This is a genomic window from Pseudoalteromonas sp. GB56, assembly GCF_054923835.1.
Map to the genome: position 1 here is coordinate 204,361 of NZ_JBPCHK010000003.1, position 14,382 is coordinate 218,742.

General features: G+C 46.0%; 6 protein-coding genes. 3 read left to right on the forward strand and 3 right to left on the reverse strand.

The features are described from left to right. Window positions 1-26: 26 nt before the first annotated feature. From ACH19P_RS16310 to ACH19P_RS16320, 3 genes are read right to left on the reverse strand one after another with little or no spacing between them, the layout of a single operon-like run. Entirely contained in the window at window positions 27-506 is a 480-nt protein-coding gene (locus tag ACH19P_RS16310; protein WP_462159658.1) for a hypothetical protein, read from the reverse strand. A 15-nt stretch (window positions 507-521) separates the two neighbouring features. After that, window positions 522-4,019 (reverse strand): tetratricopeptide repeat protein, encoded by a 3,498-nt coding sequence (locus ACH19P_RS16315; protein ID WP_462159659.1) that lies wholly within the window; start codon window positions 4,017-4,019, stop codon window positions 522-524. After that, entirely contained in the window at window positions 4,016-6,775 is a 2,760-nt protein-coding gene (locus tag ACH19P_RS16320) for an endo alpha-1,4 polygalactosaminidase (protein ID WP_462159660.1), read from the reverse strand. Before ACH19P_RS16320 ends, ACH19P_RS16315 begins: the two co-directional genes overlap by 4 nt. Before the next feature lie 694 nt (window positions 6,776-7,469). On the opposite strand from ACH19P_RS16320, the gene ACH19P_RS16325 reads away from it, so the two are divergent. The 3 genes from ACH19P_RS16325 (at window position 7,470) to ACH19P_RS16335 (ending at window position 14,274) form a co-directional block, all read left to right on the forward strand. Further along, complete coding sequence (locus tag ACH19P_RS16325; RefSeq protein ID WP_462159661.1) at window positions 7,470-9,023, forward strand: methyl-accepting chemotaxis protein; 1,554 nt, start codon at window positions 7,470-7,472, stop codon at window positions 9,021-9,023. A 423-nt stretch (window positions 9,024-9,446) separates the two neighbouring features. Continuing rightward, window positions 9,447-12,551 carry a glycosyl hydrolase family 18 protein gene (locus ACH19P_RS16330; protein ID WP_462160189.1) on the forward strand — a complete coding sequence of 1,035 codons (3,105 nt, stop codon included), beginning with the start codon at window positions 9,447-9,449 and terminating at the stop codon, window positions 12,549-12,551. 127 nt (window positions 12,552-12,678) lie between these two features. Then, entirely contained in the window at window positions 12,679-14,274 is a 1,596-nt protein-coding gene (locus ACH19P_RS16335; RefSeq protein WP_462159662.1) for a lytic polysaccharide monooxygenase, read from the forward strand. Window positions 14,275-14,382 lie beyond the last annotated feature (108 nt).

The following is a 14,382-nucleotide window of genomic DNA, read 5'->3' on the forward strand; positions in this document are numbered from 1 at the left end:
CCCAATCTAATTGGTCGATTAAATCGTCAATAGCGTCCAGAGCGACATGCGAAAGTGATTCTCGACCCCAACCACTTGTAGAAGCAGAATCCGCGCCATAGCTCATCGCCAGAATTGGTTGCTAATGTCAGTGTCAGGCCAACCGCAGGCTCGCCATCGAGGCCATACTTATACTGCCATTCTTGTACAGAACCACTTAGCACATAGCCTGCAGGTTGTTGAACTAGCCATGCTTGCGCTTCTTTTAATCGCTGTTTTGGTTCTAAACTCGCTTGTAAGTCACCAATTTGCGCTTTTGGATAAACTCGCACCTTGATCCCTTGCTCAGCAAACGCTGAGGCAACAAGTTGCTCTGCCTGAGCTTGTGCCATTGGCATATTTGATTGGTTAGCAAAAGGCATAATATACAAGGTGTTGGCCTTGCTAAGTTGCGGACTTTCGGCGCTATACTGCGACGCACAGCCAGCTAAAATAAATAGCAATGCGGTGGTTATTACGGTTCTCATGTTGCATTCCTCGGGTTAAAAATCATAAAAATAGCCAATGTTTAAAGTGAGGCTTTCACGACCATTTTGATCAGCGCTTTGCCATACACCTTTGACAAATAACTCGTCACTTCCAAATAAGCGAACGCCTAAACCAGCGTTGGCCGAAAAATCACTTTCTTCACTAATAAAGTTGTACCCAAATGCGGTGTCAAGCCAATATCGAATACCGCGTACATCTCTGCCAGGTTCGCCGACGTTGCCATGCATCAATTGTTGTCCTATGGCCACACGGCGATATTGTGGGGTAATAAAATCTTCAGCTATCACAGGCTCTGGTCTGTTGAGGTATTGAGAAACATGAATAAGCGGTCCTCTGTCCAGTGAATTTTGCTGGTGGTCATATTGTAAATAGGCTTGCCAAAATGGCGTGAAACTAAATTGTTCACTGAGTCGCAATGAACTTTGCCACTGTGTTGCGATGTCATCACCAAAATCAGATTTAAATGCAGAATGGGACACAGTGAAGCTTAGTTGTTCATATCGTGTAGGCTGCCAATTCATTTGCCATTGCGCTTTGTCTTCTAAGGCGAGCATATAGAGGTTCTCACTTTGCTCTGTTGGCATATTGTGCTGAATTTCAACGTTGTGGCTAATACGACTTCTCGTCGCTAGGCTTACCTTGGCGAATTGACCTAGGTATTGCTGACCATGGCGAGAGCCATAGAACGCACCAAGTTCACCTTGTGAGATAACGTCTTGCCCTCTAAATCGCCAGCTAATTTGCGCAGCTCTATGACTGTAATCATTCATCAAATTGCTTACAGGTTGTCCGTGATCATAACGTGACTCAACTAACCATTGATTATTGCCATAGGGGCGATAGTAGCGCAGATTTTCAGATTGCAGCTTCCAAGAATCTTTTATTTCATGTTCATAGCGAAGGCCGTGGCTGCGCAGAGGGTGCAACTGAGTCAGATATCGCTGCAAGGGAGCTAAATCTTTTTTCGCTGTATGTTCACCCAAAGACTCTTCTCCCCAATGCCAACCCGTTGCATTTTCACCTATCAACGCCATTGCTGATGCGCGCTCAAACTGACTGAGAGTGATTGAGTTGCGTGCGAGGTTGTATATTGCGTCCTTGTTATTATTGGCAATGGCGATAGCGAGCTGTACGCTGTCATTTAAATCGGCATTTTGTAATTGAGTATGAGCTTGCAATATTGCGAGCTTTTGCAAAGCACCGTGATGCGGATCAGCCAAGAGCGAACCAGCATCGAGCGCTTGAGGTGCCGACATAAGTTGATAGATGAGTGTTGTATTCGCCAATGCAGGTGAGACAAACAAACTCACTAATGAGCGATAACTTACTTCGCCCTCAGGACTTTGTTTTAACTCTTTACTTAGTTCTGAAAAGACTTGCCAGCGCAATGTTTGAGCAAGCGCTTCATTACCTTGTTGTTCACTGAGTGAAGCCCAGCTAAGTTTATCCGCAGCGCTCATGAATTCGGTATTGTTCAGGCGTTGGAACCAAAACTGTGCTTGTTGGAACAAACCGAGTTGTTGAGCTGCAATAGCAAATGCTTGGTATAAATGCGGCGAATTGGTATTTTCCTGAGTAACTTGCCAATACAGTTGAGCTAACCACACTTTATCTTGACTGCCGATTGCTAACCACAGTGCATTTTGTTGGACATCGTCATTTTCTGGGTACAGAGCGAGTAGCTCTTGAAGAAGGGTTTTAGCATAGTAGAAATCTTGCTCAAACATCGCTAAACGAATGCGCACCAGTTGCATCGCTAAACTGGTGTCTTGCGAGTGGTTTTGAACCAGCGCGTCTTTAGCTCGTTTAATTTGCTGATTGTTATTTGCATCAAGTGCGCGATTGAGCAACTGCATCAAAATAACAGGCGATTGAGATTGCTCATAATATTGCCAAAGCACGGCAATATCATCGTTATCCCAGTTACTGTATGTTGCCAGCATCAAGTAAGGATCAAGCGTGTCATCGTTATTGTCTAGGCGTAATTTTTGATATTGCCTTTGAAGATCTCGAGACGCGGTGTAAGTGGCAAGCTCTTGTACGATGATTAGTTGCTCTAAATCCAGTGCGGATTGTTGTGTGTAACCATGTAAAATAGCTAACGCTTGTTGTTGCTGCCCCACAGCGACGAAGCTCTGAGCAAAGAAATTTAGGTCTGAGTAATTGCTTGGTTTTGGCACGTTTATTTTCTGCCACAAAGCAACGGACTTGTTTGGCTCACCGACAAAATTGTAAAACCGCGCTAACTGAAACCAAAAGAGTTGATTGTTTGGGAATTTGCTGTGTAGCTTTTCCAGTCTTACAACGGTCTGTTGTGCTCCGTAAGCTTTGTCGTTGTAGTTAATCCATTCAAGCGTGGCCGCGGGGTCAAGTTCTTGTTCAAGCGCTAACTGATAATAAAAGTCACTCAATGCTAACAGATCGCTTTGCGCCAGCGCTTCTTTAACACCTTGATTTAAGTGCGCTACAGTGTGATTTAATTTGATGAGCCTTTTACTCATAGCCAGCGCATTCTCGGTATCTGACTGCCACAAGTAGTATTCATGAAGTTGTTGAATGTGCTCAACCGACGGTGCAACATCATTGGCTTTAGATAGCCAGTAAATCGCTTTATCGATATTGCCGGCTCCTGCAAGCAATCGACTTGCCTGAAGCCAATCTTTCGGGTTTTCACTGCGCTGTGCTTTAATTTGTGCTAATGCCATTGCATAGGCAGCGCTGTCAGCACTGAGCGCAAATTCAATGCCTTGCTGTAAACACGGCAGTGCGCACATAGATGTTTGTGCATGGTCCATCAATAATTCTAGGCCGGCTTGATACAACCCTTGCTCGCGATGGATTCGTAGCGCTTGTGCGAAGGTTTTTTTAGACGGTGATTGCCGATACAGGTTAAGCGCATGTCCAGCGGCCTGAGGGCCTAACCCCGCTTGACGTGCTAAAGACAGTAACTGAGACTCATCAGCGTCAGGCTGTCTGCTTAGCAGTGAATACGCAATACTTGGTTCACCTACTTGCAGGGCAAAATCGATAAATTCATGTGCTTGCTCAGCGCTCAATTGTTTTGGCAAGTTTTCAAGGTAGTTGACCAACTGTGCGCGTGCCTGACTTCGCTGCTTCGGATCACCACTCAATCGTAGAAGGCTGATCGCATAGAGGTTATGCGCACGTTCCAAAAATGGGGTGTTGTCAAATTGCGTTAACGGCATTAAGTGCTCTAGCACCTTAGGGTAGTCGTTGAGGCGCGCATATTGTTTCGCGAGGGCCATTTGCACTTCTGGTGACTCGTCTTTCAGTACTCGCAAAAACGCCAGTGCCACAGTTGGGTCTTGTGCCTCGTCAAGCATATCAATTAATAATGCTCTGTTGGGTTGTAAAATCCACAGCAATGCTAAGGTTGCGAGTGTGAGCGTAAACAATGTTCTGCGATTAGCTAGAACGATGCGTTTGTCTTTATCGTTGCGACTGCCTAATACGAACTGTGGCGGATTCATCCGTCGCCCCCCACAATATTGCTGCAGATAAGAGTCAGGGCGAAGCGTCCTTTGCGCTTAGTTGATACCTGTAACGAATCACCTTGTTCTTGAGTCGCAATGGTAGCTTGACCATTTTCTTTGATAGCACAGTCACGGGCATTAGCAAAGGTTGCCTGTAGCGCCTGATGACTCAGGACCGTCATTTCAATAATGTTGGCTTGTGCAGAGAAGTGCTCAACAATCGCATTGGCTTTTTGTAGGTACGGTTTGCCAGAGAAAGCTGTTGAATTGTTTGCTACAACAAGCTTTGAGCGAGGTGACGTTAATGTCACGTAGTTTCCATCGGGACCACTGTTTATGCCTGCAATTCCAGAGCTAAGCCCCGACGGTGTTTGATTTTTAGGCAGTCGAGCAGTGCGCACGCCTGTGCTGCTAATATACCAAGCATCATCGTAAATTGATTTTCCAAGACCCGTCTCGTAAAGACTGTGCGCGCGTTGCGCAAACTCCCCAAGATAAAGAGGGGTTAATTCATGGTTATCGACCCATTCATAAATTTCTTTTAAGGCATTTAATGAGGCAGGGTAGACACCCGAGTACATATGATAGTAAATACTCGCAGGCTTCAAACGGTGTGGTGCACCGAGTAATTCAAACGTTTCTGTCACTCGTGAGAAACCATTAAAGTTCTCAGTCCACAGCTCTGTGTAGAGGTTTTCATTCATCACAGGTGCATACACCTGAACGGCATCTTCATACCAATTTACATGCGGGTATACTTGCGCAACAGAGTAGTTGTCATTAAGCACATAGGTATTACCGCCATTGACGTTATAAATGCCCAATTGATTCGTTTTGCTAATGACTTCCTCTGTGGGATTCGCCATACCCGACCACAAAAATACACTGACTTTTTTGTCATCTGGAGCAAGGTGTTCATTGATATAGCGCACACTGCCAAATACTTCAGTATCGTAATCGAGGACATAATTAGGCACAGGCAAGGAATCGCCATACAGTTTTTCTTTGGCGCTGACTCGCGGATCCCAGAAAAACGGGTGACTGAAGGTATGTGAAGCAACCTCAACGTTATCTAAAGCAAATATTTTACGGGCGATAGCTTCTAATTGCGGTGATATGTCTGGATACAGACCCTTGGCGCCCACCTCCGCTTCGATAACGGAGACAGTGTGAGGTAATGTTGATTTGCGCAATACGCTGTTTAGAATGGACTCCCCAGCATATGGGCGACTGGGTATCCAAGCGACCGAAGGAAAGCCATCGCCGTCAATATGGGCTGTGACGATTCGCAGCCCAGACTCGGTGGTCACATCGGGTGCTGGAATTTTTGGTAACCCAAAAAGAGGCATGAGACGCGTGAAAGGGTCGACGGGCCAACGGTTTCGATCACCAATGAGCTCTTGAACAATGAGCGGCTCTAACCATAAGGCACCCCAAGGTGTTTTTGCGGCGCCAACTCCTTTGTTTCCGTTTTCATCTACCAGTGAGATAAGTTCTTCAACTTCATTGGTAGTAGCTGTGTATCTGACATATTGTGACGGAGCAGCGTGAGGTAAAGGGTAGAGTGTATCTGCACCTTGAACAGTAAATTCACCTAGGTAGGTACCATCAGCTTTTACACCCATCTTTTGCAATAAACTTGGTTGTTCGGGCAACTCCCCCATGACAGTCGTTGGTAGCGTTTCGATACTACGACTCAGAATATCTTGCGTATATGCGTAGTGATAACTTGCCTGAGAAAGCCAAAAAACAGCCCCCGCATATCGCGTCAAATCAATGTTATTTATATCAGGGTCATGAATGTCGACACATTGAGGCACATACCCAGCATACTCAATTAGGGTTGCAAGAAACTTGTGGCACTCTGAATTTTTCTTAAGGTTTACCTTGGAATTATAAAAAGTTAATACGCGGCGGGGATACGGATAATGGGTTGAGACACCAAACTTACTGAGCATTGCATCGCCAACGTATGGCGTGAATCCCAATTGAGAGATGTGTTTGGCTGCGTCTATACGAGCTTGTCTGTTTGCTTCGAGATAGTCGATGACAATCACTTCTATTCCCGAAGCTTTTATTTCGTTTAGCTTTGTTTCTAGCCACTGTGTATCTTGGGGGCTTTGGGCCTTATATACGTCATTGCCGTAATCGTAGGTATGAAACAAGGACTCAGCGGCGATTGCAATGGGTTGCTGTGGTAAGTGTGTATATAAGTCAAAGCCACGGTTAAGAATCACGGGTAGTTCACGTTGAATTTGTGCGACCAAACTAATTAGTTGAGCACGCTGCTCCTGTTGCTCTGTGATGTCAGCAACCAATTGATAACTATCAAGTGTATCCAAGAAGACACCATCATACCCTTGGGCTTTTAGATGTTGCGCTTGTTGAATTAAATACGCTCGCCATTGAGGATTGGCGTTATCCATTATGGTCGCTTGCCAAACATCATTGAAACCAATGGCGGCATCGTCAAACTTTTGCGCCAATTTTGCAGGTGCTTCACCAACGCTCAGATACGCAAGAACACTCGTTTGCGCTTGTTTTAACTGTTGCAGTTGAATCTGTGATAGGTGTTGTGGGTCTACAACAACGCGCTCGTAGCTGAGCAGTTCTCGGGTGGAATCTATATCGGCATAATAAAAGGCTATTGAAGAGGGTGATTTTGGCGCGTGCGCATCTTCAGTTTGTGCCCACAGCAAAGGCACAAAGCTCAACAGAGCGATGTAATAAAGAGTTTGCGCAAATTTAACCAAGATTTATAGCCTTATAATTTATTTTATTTTCAGTATCTTAGCTTTTTTTCTAATACTTTAAGTTTATTTTTATGTGATTTTGTCACATTGAAGAACAAAATGTCTACTAAACAATGACTTTTATATCATCGCGAATTAAAAGTAAGCTATTACAGCACATTACAATTTGCGTTGGTTAGAGTCCATTACAATGCGGTGATTTTCACTTAGACTTTGAGCCAAATCACACATTGCAGTGTCACTGAGCAGATTCAGTCAAGACAGATACATACACACTGAAACCATTGAATGCTTTACCTATTATAAGTACAGATGTGAGGTTTTGATAAGTTTTATGACAACGGGCACTCGTTGCACGTATAACAAATTCAAAAATAGACCGAAATTTAATAGGGTAGTTGAGTATTCAGGTTTGCTATTTTAACCGCTTGTTCATTTGCAGTTAATGTAAAATTTTTGGCAATTTATAATAACTTTTACCTATTTGCAACGTGAATGCGGTAATTTTTGACAACGATGTCAACCCCAGCTTTTTAGGTACATTGAACTATTTTATCTATAATTTTCCTCGGTTGGTTGATAAATGTTCTTGTCCCTCAACTCATCGCTTATAAATCCGCATGTTCGTGATTTTTTTGCTATTATCGGGAAGTGCATTTTAAATCTTGCGTTGTGTTTTTAAGAGGGACAGTGAATGCGGACTAATTTACCGGTAACAAATAAAGAAGTTCATTTTGAACAGGGACAAAAGTTAATTTCAGTTACCGATTTGCGCGGGATAATTACCGACTGCAATCAAGCATTTGAAGATATTAGCGGCTACACCCGCGAAGAGTTAATTGGGCAACCCCACAATCTTATCCGTCACCCGGATATGCCCGCTGCTGCATTCGCAACAATGTGGCGCTATCTAAAAAGCGGTCAACCTTGGATGGGGTTGGTGAAAAATCGATGTAAAAATGGCGATTTTTATTGGGTTGATGCGTATGTGACTCCGATTACTGAAAATGGCCAGGTTGTTGGCTACGAGTCAGTCCGAAGCTGTCCATCTCGGGATGATGTAAATCGCGCGAGTGAATTGTATGCCAATGTTAATGCAAACAAACGTACGTTTTCTATTCCTGCAAACACCGAGTTTTATGCCCTTGGCCTCGCTTTTATTGTCGCTTTTGTTTTGTGGCTATCAGGTCATCTTTTTGCAGCTGAACTCATTTTGGTATTGAGCGTTATTTCTTTCTCTGTTTTTAACGCCTTCTCCCGTGTGCGTTTAAAAGCGCGTTTAGACACGTTGATTCAAGGGAGTTTCAACGACCCTCTGGCAGTGAAAAGTTACACCGATAACAATGGTGCGCTGGGCAGATTACATGTGGCAGTGAAGGCTGAGCGTGCGCACTTAAATACTATCCTTACTCGAATTGATGATGCCGCAACACGCGTCGCCAGTGATGCTCAGCAAAGCTTCATGTTATCAAAAAATGCGGGTCAACAAATTGATGCGCAACACCAGCAAACCGAGCAAGTGGCCACTGCTATGAACGAGATGACCGCAACTATTGCTGAGGTATCGCAAAATGTAAATGTGACGTCTGAGCAAGCGAGAGCGGCAAATGAGCTAGCAATGGAGGGAGCTGAAGTTGCGCAAAAGACACGCGCGACCATAGAAACTCTGGGCAACACTGTTGAACAAATCAGTGATTCGGTACGAGGTGTTTCCGAACAGTCTGGGTATATTGCTGCTGCCGCACAAATGATTGAACAAATTGCCGAGCAAACTAACTTACTTGCACTGAATGCTGCTATCGAAGCCGCTCGCGCCGGAGAGCAAGGCAGAGGTTTTGCTGTCGTTGCAGACGAAGTACGTCAGCTAGCGCAGCGCACACAAACTTCAACAGGCGAGATCCAAGGGATTATTAATGAACTTAATGCTCGAAGTGAACAGGCCGTTGCGATCGCAGCGCAAGGTCAACAAGAATCTCAAATAGGCCTACAAGAGGTTGAACGTAGCACACAAATGCTGTCAGGCATCGCGCAAGCAGTTGCCAATATTAATGACATGGCCAATCAAATGGCTGCAGCAGTTGAAGAGCAAGCGCATGTCTCTGAGGATATAAATCAGCAAGTTGTCGGTATTTCAGAATTGGCAAACGATAGCCAAAAAAGTTCTGAGCAGGCTCAGGAAGCGATTATCCGCCTCACCAAGATCTCAGATGATTTGTGTGAGCTTGTTGAACGATTTTCACGTAAATAATTTTTTTAAGTGACCCCTGTATTTATGGCAGGGGTTTTAACCTACAAATACTTCATCGTCACCTCATACAACCCCCGCCCGTTCTTTGTAGCCCCTATAATTTGTTAACACTTTGTTCACTTTTGGTAAGGTAACGTTGCCTCACAAGCTTGTGCTCACTCATTATTTTGTTGGTACTTTTTCATTACCAGTAAAGCAGTTTGATGATCAAAAAGGATTTTAAAAATTCACCGTCTGTATAAAAAAACATCTCTTCTCACTTGAACATCTAATTTCATGTGTTAGTTTATAAGATAAATGTAAATTAATTGTTACTTTAAAATAGTGGAGAACACCGTGAAAAAATTAACGACGAGTAGTGGTCTTGGAGCGCATAACTCCAATTACAGGTTGAGTGTGGTAGCAGCAGCGCTTGGCGCTTCCTTGGCAAGTGCAAATGCATTGGCGGTCGATTGTTCACAATTACCAAATTGGCAACAGGGCAATGCGTATCCGACTGGCGAGCAAGTGCAAACTCAAGGCAATGCGTATGAGTCAAAATGGTGGAACCAACTTAACCCTGTCCAAGCTTCTGGAGAATTTGATGCGTGGTTTTTATTGGGTAGTTGTGACAGCGCTGTCAACAAGGTGCCCAACATCACTTCTTTAAACCCGAGTGAAGGTCAAACTTTTGCTGAAAGTGACAGCGTTGTCATATCTGCGCTCGCCCAGGATGAAGATGGGCAGATTGCAGCTGTTCACTTTTATATAGACGATGAGTTACTGGTGAGTGATGTCGTAGCACCATACTCTGTCACTTGGCAGGCTGTAGCTGGCAATGTGGTTATCAAAGCTATCGCTTTTGATGACAAAGGCGCAGCATCAAGCGCAAAGATTAGCAATATTTCCGTTAGCGTGGACAACGCCCAGCAAAACCAAGCGCCAGTGGCAGCCTTGCAACTAGCCAATCAACCAAGTCAAATTCAGGTTGGAGATACGCTTCAATTTAATCTAGCGGGGACGGACGACGATGGCAGTGTTGTCGCCATGGCGTTGAGCGTGAATGGCCAAGCGTTTGTTAATTCAACAAATGCATCTGACACAATCGCGTGGCAAGCACCCAGCGCTGGACGGTTTGACTTTGCGTTAACGGTGACCGACAACGAAGGCGCCACGGCCACAGCGAGCCTTGAGCTTAATATTGTTGATATTTCACAGCCCGGCACTGGAGTGGACGCATGTCGTCCAGCTGGTTTGTATCAAACGCCAGGTGTGAATACGCCGTATTGCAGTGTGTATGATGACAATGGCCGCGAATTGATGGGCGTAGATCATCCGCGTCGTATCATCGGCTATTTCACCAGTTGGCGAAATGGGCAAAACGAGCAACCCAGCTATCTTGTCAACGACATTCCTTGGGACAAGATCACCCACATTAACTATGCGTTCGCGCATGTTGCAGCAGATAATACTCTGTCTATTGGCAACCCAGACGCCGCGAACAACCCTGCGACTAACATGCAATGGCCGGGTGTGGCTGGCGCTGAAATGGACCCAAGTTTCAACTACACAGGTCACTTTAACCTGTTGAATAAATACAAAAAACAATACCCAGATGTGAAAACCCTGATTTCCGTTGGTGGTTGGGCGGAAACCGGTGGTTTCTTTGCTGAGGATGGCGCGCGCGTGAACAGCGGTGGCTTTTATTCGATGACCACCAACCCAGATGGTTCAATCAACACTGCGGGCATTCAAACCTTTGCGCAAAGTGCAGTGCAGTTCATTCGTACCTATGGCTTTGATGGTGTTGATATTGACTATGAATACCCATCATCAATGAAAGATTCTGGGCACCCGGACGATTTTGCTATTTCAAATCCGCTGCGTGCTAGCCTTAATGCGTCTTACCAAGAACTGATGAAAGCATTACGTGAAGCCTTAGATAAAGCGGGTGAGCAAGACGGCAAGCACTACATGTTGACCATAGCATCGCCTTCATCAGGTTACTTGCTACGCGGCATGGAAACGTTCCAAGTTACGAAATACCTCGATTATGTCAACATCATGTCGTATGACTTACACGGAGCCTGGAACTCACATGTAGGCCACAATGCTGCGCTCTTTGATACGGGCTTAGACTCAGAGTTAGCGCAATGGAATGTGTATTCAACCAAGGAATTTGAAGGCATCGGCTATCTCAACACTGATTGGGCGGTGCGATACTTCCGCGGCGCGTTATCGGCAGGGCGCATCAATATTGGCATTCCTTACTACACCCGTGGCTTTAAGGATGTGCAAGGTGGCGACCATGGTTTATGGGGCCAAGCACGACTACCTAACCAAAGCGAGTGCCCAACAGGCACAGGCTCAGGCGAAGGGAATTACTGCGGTAACGGCGCGGTGGGCATCGACAACCTATGGCATGACAAAGACTTAAAAGGCTTGGAGATGCCTGCGGGTTCGAACCCATTGTGGCATGCCAAGAATTTAGAAAACGGTATCTACCCAAGTTACGGCGAGCGCTATGGCTTGTCCCCACAGACTGACGCAGATGACCAACTAAGTGGCACTTACACACGCTATTATGACAGCGTTGCCATTGCAACTTGGTTGTGGAATGAAGATAAAAAAGTGTTCTTGTCGATGGAAGACGAGCAATCCATGGCAGCCAAAGTGCAATACGTGATTGATCAAGGCATCGGCGGCATCATGTTCTGGGAGTTGGCCGGTGATTACGACTACGACAGTGCATCCGGTGAGTATTTCATGGGCTCAACCCTCACTTCTTTAGCCTACGACAAATTCAATCAAAGCGGTGTTGCTTACGATATTCAACGTGGTGATAAGTCATTTGTTGTGCCCACAGAGGCGGTTGATATTACCTTTGAAGCGAAGGGCTTCCCTGTGGGTGATGATAACTACCCCATCGCCCCTATTTTCGCCTTCACAAACAACTCTCAATTGGATCTCAGTGGCGCGAAAATCGCTTTTGATGTGCCAGTTTCGACCTCCGCTATATTCAAATCGAATTGGAATGCACAAGAGAAGTTGGGCATGGCGGTTGAAACCAATGGTTCAAATGCGGCGGGCAATAACATTGGTGGTTTCGACAACGAGTTCCACCGCTTCTCAATCACCTTGAACAATGAATGGGGTGGCGAAGACAAACCGTTTGCACCAGGTCAGACCGTGAACGCTGAAGTGATGTACTACATGCCTATAACGGGCCCTGCCAATTTCACTGTTGAACACAATGGCAAAACCTATGCGTTCAAATCGGAATATCCACACTTAGCTGAAGGCACGCCAGGCGATAGCGGCGGCAACAATGGTGGCGGTGACAGTGGCTCTGCTGGCGAGTGTGAGGGGGTCAATGTTACCGATATTCCGGTTTATCCCAATTGGCCGCAAAGCGACTGGGCGGGCAACCCAAGTCATGCTGTGGGTGGCGATCTGATGATCAACAACAGCACTGTCTATGAAGCGAAGTGGTGGACTCAAACCGAGCCCGGCACCAGTGCGGATTGGCAAGAGGTGTGTGGCATCTAACTTTTCGTTTCGAGAACGTTTGTTCTGAGAACATTCGTTCCGAGAACATTCATTCGAGAACTTCGATCTGAGGTTGCGTCGCTATACGCACGCAGCCTCATTTAATTAAAACCAAGGAACATACATTATGACATTGAAATCTGTGTCTTTATTTTCCCTAGGCGGGCTTGGGGCTTCAGTACTGGCTATGTCAGTAAGCTCACAAGCGTACGCTCACGGATTCATGGACGTGCCCAAGGCGCGGCAGGCGTTTTGTCAGCAACAGGGAGGCTACTGGTGGCCTGAAGATGGTTCTGGCATCGCCAATTTGGCATGTCGCGCTGCATTTGTCGAAGCTGGGCATTATCAATTCGTGCAAGAGCATGAGTTTTCAGCAAACACCGCTGATTACCTTAATCAAGCTGCAATCCAACAAAGCGTCCCCGATGGTCAGTTATGCAGCGCTGGCGATAACAACAAGCGAGGCATCGATATTCCATCGATTCATTGGCCGCGTACAGAAATGAACGTCAATGGCGTTGGTGAAATGAAAGTACGTTTTAAAGCGGTTGTACCCCACAACCCCAGCTTTTGGCGCTTTTATTTGAGTAAACCTGACTTTGATGCGAGTACACAAGCGCTGACATGGAACGACTTAACCCTCATCGATACCTTCGAAAATATCGACACCACGGTATCGCCAGAAGGTGAGCGTTATTACGAAATGAATGTCGCTGTCCCAGCCGGACGCAGTGGCGATGCCATTTTGTACACTCATTGGCAGCGCGAAGATGCGGCAGGTGAAGGATTCTTTAATTGTTCGGATATCGTCATTAAAACAGATAGCACACCTGTTGATCCGACGCAGTGGCAGGACGTGGGTCATTTTGTAAAACAAGGTCAGCAGGCGCAAGTTGGAGACAGCATTTGGGTACGTTTGTTTGATGCCTCAGGAAGTGAGGTGATCGATCAACTTTATGCGGTTACCAGCGAGTATCACGCGAATTGGCAAGAGCATGTCGCAGTGTCACTCAATCAAGATTATGGCCACCTTATTCAAGTCGGTTTGCAAGATGCTCAAGGCGATATCAGCTATCAATCACAGGATCCCTTAGTCAACAAGGTGTACAGCAAAGATGGCGATTACATTTTCCAGCTCAGCGTCCAAGTTGCCCCCGAAAATACTCCTCCAACGGTAATGAAACCAGAGGATGTGTCCTTGCTTGAGGGCACCACGCAAAGTGTGCATGTGCACGCGTTTGATGACCAACAATCGATGCTGAACTTCACGTGGGATGTACCTCAGCCATTGAGTTATTCAAGCAGCGGCGGCGATATCACCATTAATGCACCACAAGTGGACAGTGACAGCACTTTTACTATCACCGTGACAGTAGATGATGGTGCGTTGAGCGCGTCCACTCGTTTCCAAGTAACTGTTGTAAATGATCAAACCACTATCGGCGAATATCCACAGTGGTCTGCCACCGCGCAATACCACGCTTCCCAACGGGTGAGCTTTGCTGGCAACGACTATGAAGCAAAGTGGTGGAACGAAGGGGCTCAGCCAGATATCTCTGATGCCTGGAAGCGCATCAGTAACACTGATGTGCCACTGCCGTGGCACATCAATACCCCGTATTCAGGCGGCGCGGTTGTTGTTCATGATGGTGTTCAGTATCGCGCCAAATGGTGGACTCAAGGTGATGAGCCGGGGTCAACCCAAGTGTGGGAAGCACTTTAATCACATCGATTTCCCTTGCTGTTACAGGTCGCAAGGACGCGCCTTACTCAGCAATAAACAGGCTTATGCGAATGCGTTGTGCTGAGCCAAATAACGACACAAAAAGAA